At 53.1% G+C, this 21,035-nt stretch carries 10 protein-coding genes and 1 tRNA gene; 8 read left to right on the top strand and 3 right to left on the bottom strand.

All coding sequences use genetic code 11. From position 1 onward, the window contains the following. Positions 1-12: 12 nt before the first annotated feature. Positions 13-942: a 23S rRNA (adenine(1618)-N(6))-methyltransferase RlmF gene (gene rlmF, locus FRY97_RS04755; RefSeq protein ID WP_170254507.1), complete on the top strand. Its 930-nt coding sequence runs from the start codon at positions 13-15 to the stop codon at positions 940-942. 553 nt (positions 943-1,495) lie between these two features. Further along, positions 1,496-4,723, top strand: coding sequence for a M4 family metallopeptidase (locus tag FRY97_RS04750; protein ID WP_147166291.1), 3,228 nt, complete (start codon positions 1,496-1,498; stop codon positions 4,721-4,723). A 405-nt stretch (positions 4,724-5,128) separates the two neighbouring features. On the opposite strand, the gene FRY97_RS04745 is transcribed toward FRY97_RS04750, so the two are convergent. Beyond that, positions 5,129-7,525, bottom strand: coding sequence for a lysyl oxidase family protein (locus tag FRY97_RS04745; RefSeq protein WP_170254506.1), 2,397 nt, complete (start codon positions 7,523-7,525; stop codon positions 5,129-5,131). Between the two features lie 1,036 nt (positions 7,526-8,561). Between FRY97_RS04745 and FRY97_RS04740 the strand changes: the two genes are divergently transcribed. Next, positions 8,562-8,634: transfer RNA gene (locus FRY97_RS04740), tRNA-Met, on the top strand. A gap of 145 nt (positions 8,635-8,779) precedes the next feature. On the opposite strand, the gene FRY97_RS04735 is transcribed toward FRY97_RS04740, so the two are convergent. Then, positions 8,780-10,201 (bottom strand): hypothetical protein, encoded by a 1,422-nt coding sequence (locus FRY97_RS04735; protein ID WP_147166289.1) that lies wholly within the window; start codon positions 10,199-10,201, stop codon positions 8,780-8,782. 312 nt (positions 10,202-10,513) lie between these two features. Here FRY97_RS04735 and FRY97_RS04730 point away from each other — a divergent pair, with 312 nt between their 5' ends. Further along, positions 10,514-13,039, top strand: a complete 2,526-nt coding sequence (locus FRY97_RS04730) for an Ig-like domain-containing protein (protein WP_170254505.1) — start codon at positions 10,514-10,516, stop codon at positions 13,037-13,039. Between the two features lie 984 nt (positions 13,040-14,023). Here the strand turns inward: FRY97_RS04730 and FRY97_RS04725 are convergent. Continuing rightward, positions 14,024-15,298, bottom strand: coding sequence for a replication-associated recombination protein A (locus FRY97_RS04725; RefSeq protein ID WP_147166287.1), 1,275 nt, complete (start codon positions 15,296-15,298; stop codon positions 14,024-14,026). Between the two features lie 193 nt (positions 15,299-15,491). Between FRY97_RS04725 and FRY97_RS04720 the strand changes: the two genes are divergently transcribed. The 4 genes from FRY97_RS04720 (at position 15,492) to FRY97_RS04705 (ending at position 20,425) form a co-directional block, all read left to right on the top strand. Beyond that, positions 15,492-17,411 (top strand): carboxypeptidase regulatory-like domain-containing protein, encoded by a 1,920-nt coding sequence (locus FRY97_RS04720; RefSeq protein WP_147166286.1) that lies wholly within the window; start codon positions 15,492-15,494, stop codon positions 17,409-17,411. Positions 17,412-17,500: 89 nt separating this feature from the next. Further along, positions 17,501-18,064: an RNA polymerase sigma factor gene (locus tag FRY97_RS04715; RefSeq protein ID WP_170254504.1), complete on the top strand. Its 564-nt coding sequence runs from the start codon at positions 17,501-17,503 to the stop codon at positions 18,062-18,064. Between the two features lie 13 nt (positions 18,065-18,077). Then, complete coding sequence (locus tag FRY97_RS04710) at positions 18,078-19,289, top strand: hypothetical protein (protein ID WP_147166284.1); 1,212 nt, start codon at positions 18,078-18,080, stop codon at positions 19,287-19,289. Next, entirely contained in the window at positions 19,286-20,425 is a 1,140-nt protein-coding gene (locus tag FRY97_RS04705; RefSeq protein ID WP_147166283.1) for a hypothetical protein, read from the top strand. Before FRY97_RS04710 ends, FRY97_RS04705 begins: the two co-directional genes overlap by 4 nt. The last annotated feature ends 610 nt before the right edge of the window (positions 20,426-21,035 follow it).

Raw genomic sequence — 21,035 nt, 5'->3', positions numbered from 1 at the left:
ATGCAGCAAAAAATGCCAAAACACCAATTGCACCCCCGCAACGTTCACCGGGACGGGTATGACTTTGCCAAGCTGGTGCAGGCTTGCCCAGCGCTTTCAGCTTATGTGTCACCTTCCCCTTCCGGCCAGCTCACCATAGATTTTTCCGACCCGAAGGCCGTATTATTGCTTAATAAAAGCCTGCTGGCGGACGCCTATGGCTACCAAGAATGGTCTATCCCCGAAGGCAGCCTCTGCCCTCCGGTGCCTGGCCGGGCAGATTATGTGCATTATTTGGCTGATCTGCTAGGCAGTGGGAACGGCGGGCAGCCACCCCATGGCGGGGGCGTCCAAATCCTCGATATTGGGGTAGGCGCAAGCGGCATTTACCCCATTCTTGGCAGGGCGCTCTACGGCTGGTCTTTCCATGGAGTGGATATCAGCCCGGAAGCGCTGCAGGCGCTAGCTGCCCATCTTGCTGCCAACCCCCATTTCAAAGCAGGGGTCAGCATAAGCTTGCAGCAAGACCCTGGCCAGGTGTTGAAAGGGGCTATCACAGGCAAGGCTGTTTATGACGCAGTGGCCTGCAACCCCCCTTTCTATGCTTCCGCTGCTGCCGCAGCAGAAGAGAACGAGCGGAAATGGCGGAAGCTGGGCAAGGCAGCTGCCGGGCGGAACTTTGCAGGGCAGGCAGGCGAGCTCTGGTGCGAAGGAGGGGAGCGCGGGTTCATAACGCGTTACATCAGCGAAAGCCGGGAGCTGCCCACAAGGTGCTTTTGGTACACCACGTTGGTCTCGCGTAGTGCACACCTGCCTTATTTTGAGCGACTGCTGAACGAGTCAGGGGCGAATGCGGTACATGTACAGCCCATGGGGCAAGGGCAGAAAGTAAGCCATATGCTGTGCTGGACCTACCTCAGCGCCCCACTGCAGCGCGACTGGGCGCGATTCCGTTGGCAGTAGGCGTTTGTCCGGAGCGTTTTGGTCAGGCTATATGCCTGCCTGTTGAGCCGGCAGGGCTCTGGCGAAGCCACTACAATTGGGTTGAGCAGGCAATGGGAATTCAGTAAGGAAGCCAGGCAAAAAAAGCATTGATTGGCAGGGCGTGAACCAAAATGTCGCAGGCGTTTATGCTATGGGGGCTCTAGCTTGGCATTGGCCTAGCGCTGCGAAGGGGCGGCAGGCCTGATAAGGCCGAGCGAAGAGCGAGCCCCGTAGCATAGCGGCACCTGCCCTCACGGCAGGGGCAGGCCCCCAAAAAAACGACAATCTGGTTTGCGCCCGATTGGCAAAAGGAACGAGCTCCGAATATGTGCTAAGCTGGATTTTGCAACCTTTTGGCCATATTAGCCTTCTGTTTTAGCCTATTGTCTCATTTTCAGTAGTTTCCCATTAGGCTAAGCCCTTTGCTTATTTCCTTCTTCGAGCTTGTAGGTTTTTTGGCTTTCTAGCCGGAAAATTGGACGGTTGAAGCCCCATTGCTAAAGCCCCAGTAAGCTCTAAATACACCCTTCCTATGAAAAAACTCCTCTACGTTCTCATGGCAAGCTTTGCATTGCCCTTTTTGGGTTGGTCTTTTCAGCTTCCAGCGCCTGGCCCGGCAGGGCAGAGCAGCGCCCGGCTCATCCCGATGGATGACAGCGGGTATTGGTACGAAGTGCATAATGGCGCAGGGCTGAGCCCCGCTGCGCTGCTGCGCGCCTCGCATGCAGCATTGGGGCTTGGGCCGGGCACCACCTTCCGGCTGACAAAGGTGCAGCAGGATGCTCTGGGCATGAAACACTACCGCTTTCAGCAGTACCACGATGGCATAAAAGTAGCAGGCGCACAGCTGCTGGTACATACCCGTGGCGGAGCGCCAACTATGCTGAACGGGAGGTGGGCCAAAGGGCTGGGGCATCAGCCGGTCAGCGCGGTGCTGACCGAGGCGCAGGCAGTCCGGGCAGCGCTCCGGGCAGTGCCTGCGCAGCGCTACTCCTGGGAAAGCTGGGGGGCGGAGCGCATGCTGAAGCGCATCACTGGCAACCCGGATACTTCTTTTTACCCGCAACCGGAGCTCGTATGGGCTTGGCACGGCCTCAGCAAGGGGCTGAGCTCCCCACGCCTGGCTTACCGCATGACCGTACAGGCACAACAGCCGCAAATGAGGGAAGGGGTTTATCTCGACGCCTATTCGGGCGCCCTGCTGCTGCAGCTCAACCTTCTGCATACGCAAAATACTCCTGCCCAGGCGGAGACCAAGTACAGTGGGCAGCGCACCATTGTCACCGATTCTGTCGGCACAGACTCCTTCCGCTTGGTGGAAACCACCCGCGGCGGAGGCATAGAGACCTATAATCTGCGCAAGCGGGAGGATGTAGAAGATGCAGTAGACTTTTGGGATCAAGACAATTACTGGGACAACTTCAATGCCAATCAGGACGAGGTGGCTACTGATGCCCACTGGGGCGCAGAGATGACCTTCGATTATTTCGCGGAAAAGCACAACTACATCGGGGTGGATGGCGACAGCATGCCCCTCATCAGCTATGTGCACTTCGGCAACAACGTTGTAAACGCTTTCTGGAACGGAAGCTGGTCCACCTTCGGCGATGGCAACAACTCCACCTTCTCTTCTCTGGCTACGATGGATGTAGTGGCCCACGAGTTTGTGCACGGCATCACCCAAAATACGGCAGGCCTGATTTACCAAGACGAAAGCGGGGCTCTGAACGAGTCTTTCAGTGATATTTTCGGTGCAGTCGTAGAGTTCTATGCTACGCCAGAACTGGCTGACTGGACCATAGCAGAGGATGCAGACCTGCAGAGCGATGGGTTCAGGAATATGGCTGATCCCGGACAGGATGGCCACCCTGATACTTACCTGGGGAGCCGTTGGTTTGATGGCTCCGGCGACAATGGCGGCGTACATACCAATAGCGGTGTGCAAAACCACTGGTTTTACCTGTTGACAGAAGGCGGTGCTGGCACCAATGATAATATGGACACTTTTTCCGTGGACGGGCTAGGGCTGGACACTGCCGCAGCTATCGCCTTCCGCAACCTTCAGTTCTACCTGACCGAGCTTTCGGGCTACCACGATGCAAGGATTGGCAGCATCCTCGCTGCGGAAGACCTCTACGGGCCTTGCAGTTTTGAGGTTGCACAAGCCACTGCAGCCTGGCAGGCTGTCGGGGTAGGGGAGCCCTTTGCGGAAAATGACCTGCGCCCCCTTGCACTGCTCAATGTAGACTCCCTGTCCTGTGGCTTCCCGGAGGACGGCCTCTTGGAAATCAGCTTAGCATTTGAGAGCTGCAACAGCAGTTTGGCGCCAGGCACTCCCATCCCGCTCGCATTTCAGGTCAACGGTGGAGCGGTCTTTGCCGATACCCTTTTCTTGCCTGCTGCGCTTCAGCACCAAGACACCCTCAGCTTTGCCTTCTCTGCCCCAGCAGCGGCACTGGCAGCCCCGGCCAACCATGAAGTGAGAATCTGGTCGGCCCTGGCAGGGGATAATATATCCCAAAATGACACGCTGGTGCTGCGCATAGACAATATCCTGGCTCAGAATGTAGATTTGAAAACCGGTAACGTAGGCCAGCCCGGCCCCGGCTGTTTTTTGGGCGATGAAACTGTGGCCGCAGATATAGTCTTTTTGGGCTGCGACTCCATTGCAGCAGGCGAGCCCCTCACCGTTTCTTACCGCCTCAATGGGGGGGCGGTGGTTTCTGAGGCTACCACAGTGCCACAGACCCTTTACCGTGGGCAAGCGTTTACCCATGTTTTCCAAACCCAGGCAAGCATCCCTGTACAGCGGGCGAACAGCTTTGATGTTTGGGTCAGTTATGGGCCGGATTACCTCAATGCCAACGATACGCTTTTGCAATGGCAGGCCCCCAACCCCATCCCTGTGGAAGAACAAGGCCTGCTCACCTTTGAGGGGGCGGAGGAAGCTCTGGATTCCTTTTTTGTCCTGTCTGGCGAAGGGGTAGCTGTAGGCTTGACGCAAGAAGCTGCTGCTACAGGAGGCTTGGGGCTACAGATAACAGGGACCAATAGCTACGCCGCTTACGAGCAGGGCCAATTTATCCTGCCTGGCACGAACGACGAAATTTGGCAGTTGAATGCCGATTATGGTGCTGAGGTTTGCCTTTGCGCTGATCTTTCTCAAATATCAGACCCCGTGCTGACCTTTGACTTTAAACAGTCTTGGTCTCCCGTGTTTTTGTCCAATCAGGTGCCGGGCAGCAGCCCAAGGGTCTGTGCGATGCGCCTGCTTGTAGATGGTGAGCCTTTAGGCGGGGTGTACATCCCGGAGTCGCTGGCCACGGGGCCTTTTGAAAATAAAATGGCTGACTTGTCCGCCTACGAGGGGCAGCAGGTTGAGATCTGTTTTGAGACCCGCACGGGCATGGGCAAAGCTTTCGACCCCTTCAACCGTGGTGACAATATCTTGCTGGACAATATACGCTTGGGCGCTATGACCTTAAATACGGGCAGCACGGCCGAGGTGCAGCGCCCTATTGTACTTTCGCCAAACCCGGGGTCAGCTCAGCTTTCGGTCAGGATTGCAGCACAAAGCACCAAAGATGCGGTAATTGAAGTGTACAACCTTCAGGGGCAGCAGGTAGCCTCCCATTTGGCGCGGCTCTCTTCTGGCGTCTCTGAGATAGCCCTCGATGCGGCTGCCTGGCCAGCTGGCCAATACCTGGTGCAGGTCATCCTGAATGAGGGCAGGCACACCCTCAAGTGGGTCAAGCAATAAGAGGGGCGCTGATGGCAACGGCCCCGGCAGCTATTGCTGTTGGGGCCGCCGGTGCTTGGGGGGCGCAGATCATAGCCTCCCCCGGCTGAGCTGAAGAAAGCAGCACATGCTGGAGTACTGGTTTTAGGCCCTCTGTTCCGCTATAAAAAAGCCCGGTTGCGCTTGCAAAGCGCACCGGGCTTTTTTAGCCTTAGATTGGAGGGGCGTGGAACCCCAAAATGTGGCAGGCGTTTATGCTGCTGTTGGGGCTTCAGCCTGGCATTGGCCTAGCGCTGCGAAGGGGTGGCAAGCCCGACAGGGCCGAGCGGATAGCGAGCCCCGCAGCATAGCGGCTCCTGCCCGCTGGCAGGAGCAGGCCCCAAAAGAACGGCAATCCGGTTTGTGCCCGATTGGCGATACTTGCTGTTAACGTTTTACAGAAAGCCTTCCGCTGGCCATTCCTGTTTGGCTGCTCAGGCGGAAAAAGTAAAGCCCGGCAGGCAATTGGGAGCCGTCCACGCGGGCCTGAGTGCCGGATATGCCTTCAATAGCCTGTACTATCTTGCCCTGAGCATCAAGGATTTCCAGGCGGAACTCCTCCTGATTAGGGTTCGGGAAAGAGAGCAGTGTTTCATTGGCAAAAGGGTTGGGCGCAACGGAGACCGGCACCTCCCGTAGCGCATTCCTTAGGCCCACCGGCGCTTCGTACTCCACGCATGCATTGAGCAGATAGGTCAGGGTGCGCTCCTGATGGTAGTTGATGACCTCTGTGGCCTCTTCAATGCAGATATAATCGGCCGTAGCCTGGCTGAAGTAAACCCGGCAGAGGGGCTGAATGGCATTGGTTTTGTTGATGGTAGAGTCCTGATAGGAAATGCCGACTACCCGTTGGCCAGCCCCGTACATAGCAGCGGGGTATTCTTCGGGGTCAACTAAGCTTTCCACGCTCATGATCTCTAGCCCGCTCATTTCGAATTGATAGGCGTTGATACGGGCAGAATTGTTGTACAGGCCGATATCGACGTAGTTTTCTTCAAAATTGGTGCCGATGATGGCCAGCACAGTAGTATCGGTTTCATTGGTAAGCCCAGCGGGGAAATTGCAGTGGTCGTGGGCGCCGCTGCCATCGTGAGCATGAGCTACGCCGTAGTTGACACAGTTGGCGAGCAGGCTAGCATCGTACACTGTGATTTCCCCGTCAGCGTTCAGGTCGTTACAAGGGAGGGCATCGAGGTCGTCATCGAACAAGTTGGTGACGTATTCCATGGCATCTGAAATTTCCTGTTCCCCGTTGAAGTCGAGGTCTCCGTGGAGGGCGGTGCCACCGCATTCGCCGTTGCAATCTACGGCTGTACCGCCATAAGGCGTACCTGTACAGTCTACATAGGGGTCGCAATTGTCATCCAGAGAGATTTCCAAGGCTCCGGAAGAGCGGTCGAGCAATATACAGACCTGTGCCCAGTTGTTCAGGGTATCTCTTTCTACCCGGCCGAGCTTATCCGGCGCGTTGTCCCAATTGACCCGGGTGACAAAGGTGTAGCGCCCGTCCTGTACATCGGTAATGTCGATCCACTGGCACTCGAGCCCGGAGGAGTAGATGTCGTGGCAGCCTGCTGTGATGCCCATGTTGTTGCAGCCGTACTGAGGGGAGCCCGTCGTACATCCGAGGTCGATGACGCAGAAACCATTTTTAAAGCCGATCGGGAGCTCCGTGCCATCTTCTTCGAAGAGGATGTACTCTGCGTACCCATCATAGTGGAAGTGGTTGTGGCAGTTGTCCCAAGTGAATTGAGTATTGGAAAAGGCTGGCTGGCCGATGAAGTAGTCGAGCTCTCCGATATTGGCGATATGGGTGGTAAACCGTATGATATCCCTTTGGCCATAGCCGTGCAGGCAGCCTTCCTCGATCAGGCAGGGGTCTGTGGAGTTGATGGTGGTCAGGTAGATGGAAGACTCGAGGATGTCCTGCCGGATGAGGAGGTCCGGTGCAGCAGGGCAATCGGGGTCGCCTTGGGGCAGGCAGGAGCCATCATCAACGGAAGCGAGCGGGTTGAAGTTGCAGGAGGCCGGGTCTGTGCAGCCTACGACCGGCCCGGTGTAGGTGAGCTCCCAGCTGATGGCCCCTTCGCAGGCGTCCTCATGGTCTCCGATGCGGATCAGGTAGGTCGCCTCGGGGTCAAAGTACGCCTCGACCACTGCTTGTGGGGCGCAGTCATTTTCATCGTCATTATAGAATATGGTGCTCTGATTGTCTTCGGCAATAGTAATACCGTTGCAGGTGTCGTAAATCCAGATTTTGGTATTGCAGTCGCTTAGCCCGCACGTGCTGATGAGGTAGGTCCCTACAGAATCAGGGGTGAAGGAATACCAGGTGTCGTCAAATTCAGCGATGTATTGGCCTTCTGATACGGTGATAGCCGTATTGCACTTCTGCCCGGGCTGGCAATTGAAAGACTCCTCAATGGCATCGGTAAAGTTTTGCCCGCCCAAGGCTATGGTATCTCCGTCCAAGACCAGCATATAGTAGCCGGGGGAGAAAATCCCATCGCCGAAAGAGTCTTCGATGTTGAATGCAATGCAGGTGGAGTCTGGTATGCAGACTTCAGCCTGGTAGAGGGCGTTGTTTTCGTAAGCGAAAAAATCACTGCTGCCATACACATTGCCCGCCGGGTCTGATACAGACCATGCTGTTTCGTACCCGTAGGCATCAGTGAGGATTTCAACAAGGAGCAGGCGTTCCCCTTGGGGGCAATCTTCCTGTGCTTGGAGGGTGTAGTGCCCGAGCAAGGGCAGCGCTAGTAAAAAAAAGTACACTTTTTTCATGAAGAGGGAGTTTACACTGGAAAAGTTGAATTTTCGATTAATGATAGGTTTTGCACGACTTTGGGCTGGTGCTTTGTTGAAAGCGCAAAGGGATACAAAGCTGTACATCTAGGTTTTAGAGCGTGTTGGGACTTTAGTAATCGGTCTATCCCGCTAGACAGCGGGACACTTTTTCGCTTATGCTTCGCCCCGAAAATCCTTCCCGCTTTTGTACATCAAAAGCGGGACTTGGCTAAGCTCCGGTTTTCGGGTTTCGTCTAATCAAAAATTTGCTAGTTTTCGACTAGAAGGCCAAAATCCCAACACGCTCCTTAGAACGAGAGTGCATTGAATGCTTTTTTCGCGCGTTGGCAGGATGAAGGCCTAGCCAATCAGCAGAAAGCTGGAAAAAACGGAAGCCAGAGGTTTACAAATTTTGTGTTTGCACCAGCTGCCGAAAAATAAAATGCTAATATCTCCTTTTGCAGGGAATAATATTAACATCCAAATGACAAAAGCTGAGTTATGGCCACTAAGAGCGTATTGGGACTTTAGTAATCGGTCTATCCCGCTAGACAGCGGGACTCTTTTTCGCTCATGCTCCGCCCCGGAAATCCTTCCCGCTTTTGTGCATCAAAAGCGGGGCCTGGCTAAACTCCGGTTTTCGGGTCTCGTCTAATCAAAAATTTGCTCGTTTTCGACTAGAAGGCCAAAACCCCAACACGCTCTAGAAAAATAAGCCAAGATAGCCTTGGTGCCCAGTGCCTCAAGCCATAAACCCTTGCTACCCCAAGTTTCGTTCTTTTCCGCCTACGCTTCGTTAAAGAACCGCTCCTTTAGCTCGGGCTAAAGTCGCGACCCTTCGCCTTGATTAGCCGGAAAATAACTTCAACTTAATTATCAGAGATTTATGACTTAAGGAACTAGGGGCAGCGTAAAGGAAACGAGTAGCGGGGCAGTTGTTTTTTTATTTTTTTAAAAAAAAACTTGTTTATCCCATTATGTGCCTATATATTTGCAGTCCGCTAACGCAGAAGAGCAAAGCGGTCAACAAAATCGCGGGGTGGAGCAGTTGGTAGCTCGTCGGGCTCATAACCCGAAGGTCGCAGGTTCGAGTCCTGCTCCCGCTACAAATTAGCCTTGTAAGCCATTGGTTTACAAGGCTTTATTTTTTTTGTACATATTTCAGCTGCCGTGTTTTGAAAAGGCTGAACACCCGGTTTTGCCGTCAAGAGCAGGGTGGGTATGCGGCAGCCAATAATCAATTGGGCCTATTCAATGCTCCAGTTCTGCCAGCTTTTCTTTTAGCCAGTTTAGGCTTGCAACATTTTTGGTCTCACCGAGCTCTTTGCGCAGTTTTTCTACAGAAGCATGGTCTCCGGGGACGATCCGCGTAAGTTTGCGGGTGAACCGGATGAGGTTGCCGTAGTTTTTCCTCCGGTTGGCCGGGATGTCTTTATGCCGGTTGAGGTAAGCGCGGAAACTTTCGAACAGGCTGTGCAAGGGCTCGATCTCATCCGTTTCATAATAGGTGTGGAGCAGCATGGTTTTTGAGCCTAAGTTGTAGGCGACGTCATCGTACTCTACGTTCCTCAGTTGCTCCAGCACCTTTTCGTATTCTTTACGGAAAAAGAAAACCTGCGCGAGGTTGTAAGAGAGGGAGTTCTCCCGTACCTGTTCGGGCAGGCTTGGGGAATACGCCTTGATGAACTCTTCTGCCCAGTCGTATTCGCCCACCCGCAGAGAAATATTGATGATGTTTTTAAAATACCAAGGGGAGAGCTCACCGTCCACAGTGAGGATGTCTTTGGAAAGGAGGTCCTGGTAAAGGGAAAAGAGCTCTTGGGTGAACTGCCGGTTGCCCTTGTTGATTTTGCGGATGCAATAATTCTGGGCGGCCATGTAGAGGACGTCCTTGGCCTCCCTGGCAGGGAAGAGGTGGCCGTAATCATTGAGCAGGTTTTTGAGCTTGTGGTAGTGCTCTTCTTTTTCTGACTCTGTGAGGGTCAGGTAAATTTGGTAGTACAGTGCAACAGGGGGGTAGTCGCTGTAATCTACTTGTTGGAGCTCCTGCAATATTTCATTGACCAGCGAGAACTGGTACTCTACTTTGACGAAAGTCTGCTGAGTGATCCCCGCGCAAAGGATACGGAGCTTTTCAGCAAGGTAAAAGAGGTCGAGGTTTTTAGAAATGTCTTCAATATTGGTCCGGTCGGAGCGTTTGTTTTCAAACTCGGTGAGGTCGTACTTCTGGCGCTCGATCTGGTACTGATGGAGGTAATAGTCTGCAGAACGGTATTTTTGTTTGGCCGAAATCCGCTTGGCCGTCCGCATGGCGGTAGCGGTCAGGGCATCGATCCTCCTGTTCTCAACGGCCTGCATGAAGTGCGCAGCCTGCTCTATGGGGTTTTGCTCGTAGACCTGCTGGGCCAGATAGCCTTCGACGAGCTTGAGCAGGTCAGAACAGTATTTTCTGTAGCGGGTATCATCATAAGGGGAGCCTGGCTGCAAAACCTCCCACACCTCTTCTTTCCCTAGCTTTACCGCTTTGCCATTGATATGGCCCGTAAAATGGTCGTACAGGCTGGCCAGGGCATCGCTGCGGTTGAAGTAGGGCGAGGTGATGTATTTGCGGCACCGGTTCTGCTCGTATTTGTCAAAGTGCCTGAGGATGGCATACAGCTTACTGTTGTGCATGTCAGGTGTTTTAGTTATTTTTGGACCATAGCAACGAAAACTACATCAAGACCGGTCTGAAAGCCCCTCTATAGCACCGGGATTAAGCACAAAAGTAAGGATATTTTTTTCACAATCTAGCTGTTCCTTTAGGTTTGTCTAGCCTTTTTAGGCATCAGCCGGATGAAAGAGAAGGAAACGAGAGTACGCAAGACGGAACTTATCCGTCTCAAATGCGTACAAACTTTTAGAATTGTTGTACTTTAGTTTCACGCAAGCAATGAAAACCTGGCTTCATAGTCCACGATGAAGCCAAGGTCAAATCCACAATCCATGAATGTATTTTTACACAAGCAAAAACTGTTCCAAATCCTGCTTTTGTTCGGGCTCCCTGTGATGGCCTGGGCGCAGGAGACTGTCCGGGATACTATTTACGAGGCTCCTGGCTACAGTTCAGTTACGGCTCAGATTGACTTCACTTCGGAGCCGAATGACCCTACGCTGCTTTCACAGCCAGAATTTGGCACCGTTTCCTGGATAGAAACGGAGCCTTTCCATTACACCCTCACCTATCGCCGGGAGGACGGGGCTTTGGGCTCTGACAACTTCCGGGTTTTGGTTTGGAAAAAACAGCCCAATACTTCTGTCTTTACCTACGAGCAGGTTAATTTTCACATTTCGGTACAGCCATCAGCGGTCGCTGCTCATCCTGATCAGGCAACGACGACCACGGGCGAAGAGGTGTTTATTGATGTCCTGGCTAACGATTTTACGACTACGGGCAATATCCACATCAAAAATATCCCGCTTGTCAACAACGGCACCGCCGATTTCGTGAGCGGCAGCCCGCAAATCCGTTTTACCCCTGCGCCGGGGTTTCAGGGCATTGCTTACCTCAACTATGTAGTCTGCGACAACGCCGGCGCCTGTGACAGGGGCACGGTCATCGTAAATGTCTTGGGCGAGGAAGGGCATATCCCTGATACTACGGTCCTTTTCACTGAACGTGGGCAGGAGCTCCCTGTTTTTGTCCCACAAGAATACCTACTGGTCCAAAGCCCGGAAAACGGCACTTATGATCAGTCTGGCTTTATCGCATCCTATCAGCCCCAACAGGGGTTCACGGGGGGTGATTACCTCGTTTTCGAGTACAATGGCATGTCTAAGGTTATTCAAGTGGAGGTGCTTGACTTCGAGGACAATACCTTTGCCGTTGATGACGAGGTGTACATTACGCCTTTCGATGGGGAAACAGAGTTCAACGTTTTAGCGAACGATGGCTACGGCAATAGTGCGAGCTGTGTCAACCTGCAGCAGGGGGCACAGTATGGCACGGTCAGCTACACACCTCAAACAGATGGCCGGGGCGTATTCCGCTACACTCCCCCTGCCGGGTTTACCGGAGTGGATTGGTTCACCTATTCTTCCTGCCCCCCCGGAGGCGCTGGAGATTCTGAAATTGCTAAGGTTTATGTTTATGTAAGTGAATACGAGCCCTCCCTCACGAATTTCCAAATGAGCACGCCTAAAAAGACGCCGCTTATCGTAGGCTATAGTGTGCCCATTCAAACCTACAATTTCGAGATCGTTGAAAGCGGCAGCATGGGTCAAACCCAATTTTTGGAAGGCCATGTGGATACCTTGATCTTTGGGCAGCAAGTCAAAGGCTATAACCTTGTCATTTATATACCTAATGAAGGGGTGGAACAGGGCAATGATGAAATCGAGCTGACTTACTGCGTCCGTGCAAATGGCAGCTGTGCTTTCCAGAAAACCGTAAAGATCGATATCGAAATCCTGAATGTAGGGGATGGGGAGAGCCCAATGTGTTTTGATGATTGCATCTGGTCTGGTGATACCAACTTTGATGGCGTAGTGAATATGGAAGACCTCCTGCCGATAGGCTTGGCCACAGGAGAGGTGGGGCACCCCCGCTCAGATGTCAATTTCGATGTTTGGTACGGCCAATATGGCGATGACTGGGAAGGGCCCGTTGAAGTGTTGCCTATAGACCTCAAGCACCTTGATACAGATGGAGATAGCGTGATTACCGCACTCGATACGGTCGCAATTAGCCAGTTTTATGGGCGTGCCCACAGTATGACTGCTGTGAAAATGCCTTACTATGAGGATGAGATCGTGCTGTCGGGCAATATCTTTGTCAGCCCCGGCGATTTGGTAGAGCTGCCTATGCTGCTCGGTACGCCTAATGATCCTGCCGAAAATATTTATGGCTTCACCTTCCCCTTCAATTACAACCCTGATTTCGTAGTGCCTGGCTCTGTAGCTATTGATTTTGAATCCAATAGCTGGCTGACTTACAACTCGGCAGTGCTTCATATGCAGCGAGATGATCAGGCAGGGAGGCTTGATGCCGCCTTTACCCGCACCAATGCGATTGCCACAAGCGGGCACGGCCGTATCGGTACGGTGAGGTTTATCATTTCCGATGACCTTGATGGCTTCCGTGATGATGACAACGAACTGGCCCTCCAAGTCGGTGGCGGCACCTCTACGGTCATGAATGGAGCCGGGCAGTCCTTCGGGATGAATGTCTCTGGTGCTACCGTACACATTCTTTTTGATGAAGAAGACGAGGCACAGCCTCTCGATCAGCACTTGTTGAAGCTGTACCCCAACCCTTCAAATAGGGACTTCATCAATGTGCATATGAACGGGCAGCGCGACCTGCAAAAAGTAGTTGTTTATGATCTGACCGGACGGGTTCTTTATGATACAGAGGCCGTCTTCGGGAATCGGATGCAGGTGCCCCTCACGAATTTCCAAAACGGGATGTATGTGTTGAGCGCTTTCACAAAGGATGGCGTAGTCAATAAGAAGTTCCAAGTTTTACGCTAAATTTGACCTGATTTTAAGGTGGTCTTGATAATTTTTTTCCCTGACTACCGTTTAATTTGCTAAACACCTGAAATACAAAGGCTTGAAACGCCTTTTAAGTTGTATATACATTCGTGGAATTATAATCATTGCTTAGAGTCGCACAGAAATGTGCGACTTTTTTTTGTCCTATTGCATGCCTTTTTTTCACAAAAAAGACTTAGGAGCCAATTCGGGAAGGGGTTGCGCATTTTTTTTGTATTCACAATTGCTGTGAGGTGTCTTTGTTATCCGCTGTAAATAGCCCAATATTTGTAACGTGAAAGGAAGATAACTCTTGCAAAAAGTAGCAATCGAGTTGCTTCATCAGATTAATATGTTCATGGGATTATAATTTGTTAGTAGTGAGCCGCCCGGCACTAAAACGGGCGGCTTACCGTTTTCCCTGCTCAAAATATTATTGGTCAGCGTACAGAAAGCTAATTGGTTATAATAGGGTCGTTTCTATTGAGGAAGATTCTGTACGGTACTGATACATCACGATTTAGATATGTTCATGGGATTATAAGATAAGGCTGTGCATTTGCACAGCCTTTTTTGTTTGCATGGCTCTTACCTTACGGCAAGGGGCGCAAATTAGTTTGCCGTCTTTTTAAGGGGCCTGCCCCTGCCAGCGGGCAGGAGCCGCTATGCTACGGGGCTCGCTATCCGCTCGGCCCTGTCGGGCTTAGAGCTGTTCAGATTTTGCTTTTGGAGCGAACGCAGCCAAATTTTGCCCTGATCGAGGCGTTTTGAGGGAACATAGCCTAGCTACGTGACCGAAAAACAACGAAGAGCAGGACAAAAGTTGGCAAGAGCAGCCCGAAGGGTAAAATCCGAACAGCTCTTACACCCCTGCGCAGCGCTAGGCCAATGCCAGGCTGAAGCCCCAAAAGCATCAACGCCTGCGACATTATTCTGCCAGACCTGCCTGTAGGTGGGCCGCAGCCAAAATACTTATAGGCATCAGTAATCGTACCAGCCATCCCACCAACTTTTGAGCTGCGCCCGCAATTTGCGCTCCGCGGGGTTATCCTGCGGGTCAAACAGCTTTTCGCCCGCAATCTCTTCGGGGAGAAAAGCCTGAGGGGCAAAATTGCCTGGGAAATCATGGGCGTATTGATACCCCTTCCCGTAGTTGAGCGCTTTCATGAGTTGGGTTGGGGCGTTGCGCAATGGGAGAGGGACAGGCAGGTTTCCCGTTTCTCTAACTTTGGCTTGCGCCTGATTGATAGCTAGGTATGCAGCATTGCTCTTAGGTGAGGTCGCTAAGTAGATGGTTGCTTGAGAGAGGATGATCCGGGCTTCTGGCATGCCAACAGCCTGTACCGCTTGAAATGCAGTCGATGCCATGAGAAGGGCATTGGGGTTGGCCAGGCCGATGTCTTCTGAGGCAGCAATCAGCAGCCTCCGGGCAATGAACTTCACATCCTCCCCACCTTCAAGCATCCGGGCGAGCCAGTACACTGCTGCGTTGGGGTCGCTCCCACGGATAGATTTGATGTAAGCAGAGATGATATCGTAGTGCTGCTCCCCTGATTTATCGTACCGCGCGATGTTCTGCTGCAGCTTCTCTGTCACCAGTTTGTTGTTGATGAGGATAGCCTCGGATGCTTTCCCGTAGTTGGTGACGAGCTCCAGGATATTGTACAGCTTGCGCGCGTCGCCGCCTGAATGAAGGAGCATGGCCTCGTATTCCTCGATTTTGATGTCCTGCCCTTTAAGGAATTCATCCTGCAGGAGGGCCTCGTCGATCAAGGCTACAAGGTGGGCTTTGGACAAAGGCTGCAGTACATAAACCTGACAGCGGGAAAGCAAGGCGGGTATGACTTCGAACGAAGGGTTTTCGGTGGTCGCTCCAATAAGGGTGATGGTGCCTTCTTCTACAGCACCAAGCAGCGAATCTTGCTGAGATTTGCTAAAGCGATGGATTTCATCAATGAAAAGGATAGGGTTGGGGCTGTCAAAAAAACGCTGCCCTTTTGCCCGCTGTATGGCCTCCCGTACGTCTTTTACCCCCGAATTGATCGCAGAAAGGGTTTGGAAAGGCCGTTTTAGTTCATTGGCTATAATGCGAGCGAGCGTGGTCTTCCCAATGCCTGGCTGCCCCCATAAAATAAAGGAAGGGACTTTGCCCGACTCAATCGCCTGCCTGAGCACAGCACCTTGCCCGACCAAGTGTTCCTGCCCTTTATATTCTTGTAATGTGCGGGGGCGCATCCTTTCTGCAAGTGGCTTCATAACTTTTTTTTTGTGGCTGCCCAACGCCGGGGCTATTCCTTCCGTGTATGTAGGTGAACGGGCCTTGCGAAAGGGCAGACGGCCCGGCACAAAGTAAAATGATTATTTAAAACTGGCATAAGCTCAGCGATGCTAAAGTCCGCCCGGGTGGCTGAAGGCCGCGGGCTGCTGCCCATCCAAAATTCTATTGAATATGCGTTCTATGAAAACAATCAGCTTGTTCGTCCTGGCGCTCGCTTTCGGGGCTACACTACAGGCTCAACAGACACTGACCGTGAGCGGGGCCGTTGCAGACAGCGATGGCAGCCCCATTGCCGGGCAGGTGGTCAATATCATGACCGATTCTCTTATCAGTGGAGGGTTTTCTACTGCTGTCGCCCTCACCGATGAGGCCGGGGCGTATTCTGCTGAGCTGGAAATTGGCGAAGTGGATACACAAGGCTGGGTTTTCGCTTCCATAACCAATTGCGATGGGAGCATCCTTTTTGGGGACGGGACTTGGGACCCCTCCTCCTACACAGTCGTTATTGACTTTACCTATTGCGATGTACAGCCGGTTTGCGGTGTCTCCATTGCTTCTTCTACAGCAGGCCTGGCGGCAAATGCAACAGGGCTGCCGCCCTTCGCCTACTCTTGGAGCTCCGGGCAGTCTACTCAGGCTATAGCCCCAACTGTTCCTGGCAACTACTGTGTCACCGTCACGGATGCCAACGGCTGTTTCGCCATAGATTGCTATACTTGGGAAGAACCCCAGGATACTACCTGCTATGCTATCGTATCCGTGGGCAGCATGGGGGAAGGCAGCGCTCAGCTGAATGCCGTAGCAGGTGGCGAAGCGCCATTTGCCTACAGCTGGAGCACAGGGGAAAACGCCTCAAGCATCACGGTTACCGCTACCGGGGAATATTGCCTGACGGTCACTTCTGCTAATGGCTGTACGGCTACTGACTGTGCCTTTGTTGAACTGATCACGCCCAATGACTCCCTTTGCATCGTGGAAATCATTTTGCTCCAAGGCAGCACTTACCAGGCAGTAGTTTCCGGTGCTTCTGGCGAGGCTTCTTTTGTATGGAGCGATGGCACCACTGGCCCAATTGTGGCCAATGCTGAGCCAGGGAGCCTCTGTGTCACGGTCTCTACGGACCTTGGCTGTGAAGTGACAGCCTGTACTTATGTCCCAGACCCCAACCAGCCTTACATTATCAATGGCTATGCATACCTTCCCGATAGCCTCCAAGAGGTATATGTGGAAGGCTGGGCCTACTTGATCCAGTACGATGAAGCAGAAGGGACGCTGACCGCAGTAGATACTACGGCTTTGGATGCACAGTTTTTTGGCGCATCGAGTTTCACTTTTGACCCACAGCCAGCTGGCGATTACCTCATCAAAGTCGCACTTGCTGAGGGGGCCTATGGTTATGAAAGCCACCTGCCCACTTATTTCGGGAATGTCCTTTGGTGGGACGAAGCCAGCACCTTCACCTTGCCGTTCACTAGTTGGTGGACGCCCAGCATCACGCTGCTGCCCGGTGAAAACCCTGGCGGGCCTGGCTTTATCGGCGGCTACGTAGAAGATGGCGCCAACCTTTTGCCTGGCGATATTGATGTGCGCAGCAGCGGGCCGTTGGAAGGTGCTACAGTGATTGTACTGGACGAGTCTGAAAATCCGGTTGCTTATGCTTATTCCAACGCGGACGGCAATTTTGAATTTACTTCTCTTGCCTGGGGGACCTACAAGGTGGCCATAGAAGTGCCAGGATATGACCAGGCTTTTTACTGGGTGACGCTCAGCCCCGATAACCCCAGGGTGGAAGGCTTATACTTTGAAGTAGGCGCAGACGCCATCAGCTCTACCACTTCCTTTAAGGAGCTGACAACGGTTGCCATTTCCCCTAACCCCGCCCGCGGATCGGTGACCATTGATATAGAAGGCGTGGCGTTGGCCAAGGCCATCCGCTTGTACAACAGCCAGGGCCAACTACAGCTTACGCACCAAAACCAGGCTGGAGCCCAGACGGTTACCTTGCCTTTGGGCACACTGCCAGCAGGGGTGTACTGGCTGCAAGTGGCCATGGATGGGCATCAGGTGACGCGGAAGCTGATAAAGCTCTAACTTAGGGGCGCGTAATCAATGCCCCCCGGGGGCAGTGCTCGAAACTGCCCCCGGGGTATTATTTAGGACCACCGAATTTAAGCCCCGTTTTGGAAGTTAGCCGCGACCTGATACAAGGCTGTTTGAAGAACGACAGGCGAGCTCAGTTTGCGCTGTACAAACTTTGCTATCCCCCGCTTATGGCGGTATGCCTACGGTACCGGTCCAATCAGGCAGACGCCAACAGTATCTTAAACCAAGCATTCTTGAAAATACTCGACCACCTGGATCAGTTGGGCGAGGAGGTGCCTTTCCTGCCTTGGGCCAAGCGGATTACCATCAATACCCTCATCGATGATTTCCGGAAAAACCGGAAAGTCAAGGAGCTGATCGCCCTGTCGGACAAGCCAGGGGAAGACTTGGAAACGGCTCCTGTCGATTACAATGAGGCAGAAAAGCAATTTGATGCAGAACAATTGGAGGCAATGGTACAGCAACTTCCACCGGTTTCAGCTAAGGTGTTCAATCTCTTTGCCATTGACGGCTACAATCATGCAGAAATAGCAGCGCTATTGGACATTAGCGAAGGGACTTCGCGCTGGCATTTGTCCTCTGCAAGAAAGAAATTGAAGGACATGATGAGCCGGGCTATGGGCATTTACCGGGCAGTCTGAACAAAGAAGTATTATGGATCGACTGGATGATTTTTTTCAAAAAAAACTATCTGAGCGGGATTTGGCTTTTGACGAATCTGCTTGGGAAGCTGCGTCTGCGCTGTTGGACGAGCGGGACCGGCAGCGCGGCAAGGCCAGGGTATGGTTTTTCTTGGGCATTTTTATTGTTGTCACAGCTGGCCTGCTCGCTTTTTGGGCTCCGCTTTGCCTGGCCCCTGAGCTTCAGGCACTGGCAGTGCCGGTAGCAAGCCGTAGCGGGGCAATTGCTGTTGAAGGGCAGCGTAGCGGAAGGGCTAGCGATGAAGCTTTGCCCCGTGCACAAACGATCGATTCTGAGCAGGCTGCAAGCCCTAAGGCAAAGAGAACACACACGGGCCCTCTTTTTAGCGCTGGCCGGACAGCTCAGGTGGCCCAGCTCGGGAAAGCTGCTGGGGCAGATGAGCGTAAAGCAATAGCGCCGGCAGCTTCAAGTGTAGGGGGATGGAGCAGCACGGGGCAGCTACAAGCAGAGGAAGCTGTTGCCTCAAATGCTGAAAGCCCTGCCGGCAAGCCCGGGCAGAGGGCCTATTCTTTCTCCAAGCTCCCAACGCTGACCTTCAGCATAGCCGGGGCAAGCATGGCTGAACCCTACATCAAACCGGTGCGCAGGGTTGCCGGCAACCACTTAGCTTTTGGCGCAATAGCCGGCGGGAGCCTATACCCTAATCCTATAAATGGCGGGGCTCTGCTAGGTGTTTTTGCAGAGGGGCCGCTCAGCGGGAATTGGGGATGGGCTTTACAGTTAGATTACCGGGCGCAGCCGTTGAACAGGGTAGAAGGGGGGCAGAGCGTGCAGCAAGCTTTTGGGTTCGGCCTGGAAGAGCGTACGTTCAAACAGTACTTTACGGCCCTTCATTATCTTGGCGGGCAGCTTGGCGCTACTTATCGTTTGGGCCGCCACCGGTGGAGAGCGGGGGGGAGCTTCCATTGGCTGGCCGCTGGAACCGGTTTCATCAGCCAAACGGTCAAGTTGGAAGAGCAGGCCGGCCCAGGCGATGCCGAGCGTTGGGCATCGGGCAGCTTAGCACTGGGCGCCCTGCCTAACGGGAAGGCAGGGGTATTTGCAGGCTACGATTTCGCCCTCAGCCATCGGTTGCGTTTAGGCGCTCAATTCAATTGGGCCCTGACAGGCCACATCCATCAAAATCCATCAAGCTTAGACCTGGCACTATATTTTCAGTTATGAAGAGAAAGCAAATGAGGCGTGCAGTGTGGGGGAATATGATTGCTCTGCTGCTGCTGAGCTGCAACCCCAATGAACTGCCGCCCCCATCTCAGGGGGATATTGTATTCAGCGTTGCAGGAGAGGTGGAGGGAGCCCCGCTGAACCTTTCTGCTGGGCTTGAGGGGTATTTTATGTATACCGAAGGGGCTATAGACAGCAGCGGGCTGTGGCAGGCAACAGGCCGGCTGGGAGCGCTCGGCTGCCAATCTGGTTGCCCTCCTGAGCTTTCCTTTAGGTTTCAATCCGCAGGGGAGGCTCAATTAGACAGCCTGCTTTTGCCGGGGCTTGTCCCAGTATTGAGCCCCGGAGAAACCGTCATAGACACAATCTTCCAGGCAGTCTTGTCTGCTTCCTCCGGGCATTTTTCGGGCATTGCTGCCGCAGCGCACAGCTGGGAGCTGGCAGACAGCGTTTTTGCTATAGGGCAGACTGCCGTTATCCCTGATTTACAGATGCCAGTTGAAGTTACCCTGACGACAACGATGGCGGACAATTGTACGAGCACGACTACCAAGCAGGTGTCGCCCCTATCGGGCAATGCGCTGCCCTGTACGGTGGGTTTCCAAATTGATTCGGGCGGTTTGGATTCTGTGATCATCGCAACGGTGCTCCCTGGGCAGGACTGGGTGCAGACCTTTCGGTGGCAGGGCGTTGTAGAAGGAGAGGTGTTTACCACCTTTCTACCTTTCCAAGCCCCGCTGGATATTTGCTTGGAGGGTATAAACTTAGACGGCTGCATAGCCCAGCAGTGCCAAACTATTATTCCCGGGCAGCCGGGCGGAGCTGCATCTGGCTGTTTTAATGACTTTTCTATTGAGGTGCAGCCTAGCGAAGTAGCTACCCATTTTCCGGGAGCCCTCAATGGGGTCGCCTTAATGTATACAGATGTTGATGGCAATGTCTTTTCTTCTGAATGGGGCGCTCAGCCTCCCGGCACCTTTTTTGAAGTCATCAGTGCTTCCCCTTATGAAGTGAATGCTTTCGGGCAGGCTACCCGCCGGGTTGCCATCAACCTGCGCCTACAGCTGTTCAGCGCTTCGGGAGCGGCAGGGCCTGAGGCACAGTTGGCCGGAGAAGTAGCGATAGGGCTGCCATAACAAGCAACTGAAATAGTTTAGCAAAATAATTATCCTTCCTTTTAGCCCTTGTGATTGCTGCCTTTCCGGGCTTGCCCTTGTTGATGCACCCAAGGGTATTGAAAGATATCCTTATCTTTAAAATGCTCCGGCCGCTGTTGAATGGCCGGAGCGTTTTTGTAGTCCGCCAATCCAAGGTTTTTGATTTTGACTTGCTCCTTACTATCTCGCGCCCTCTGCTTGCCTGTCCGGCAGGAAAGTTAGTGGATTGGGCCGTATTTTGACAGCTAAAGGCCGCGTACCAGAAAAGGCTTAGAGCGTGGAAATACTATCCAATAACTCGGTCTAGTGGCTGGCAGTTTGCGGGTAAAACCAATGCGCTATACTTTCACTTAATGCAGCAGGTGCAAGGCATAATCTTAAGTTGCTGGGCAACAGCTAGCTTAGTTTAGGGTTTGCCGAAACCTTAGCGGCCTAAGTACCGTATAAAGTTGCAGCCCCCTATTATGGTTAGGTTGGGCGTAAACCAAAATGCCTCAGGCGTTGACGCTATCCTGGCTTTAGGCTGGCATTGGCCTAGCGCTGCGAAGGGGTGATAAGCCCGATAGGGCCGAGCGGACAGCGAGCCCCG

It is taken from the genome of Phaeodactylibacter luteus (genome assembly GCF_007993045.1).
Classification (GTDB): Bacteria; Bacteroidota; Bacteroidia; order Chitinophagales; family Saprospiraceae; genus Phaeodactylibacter; species Phaeodactylibacter luteus.
Note: the sequence above shows the minus strand (reverse complement) of the source record. Positions and strands in the feature narration are given on the sequence as shown.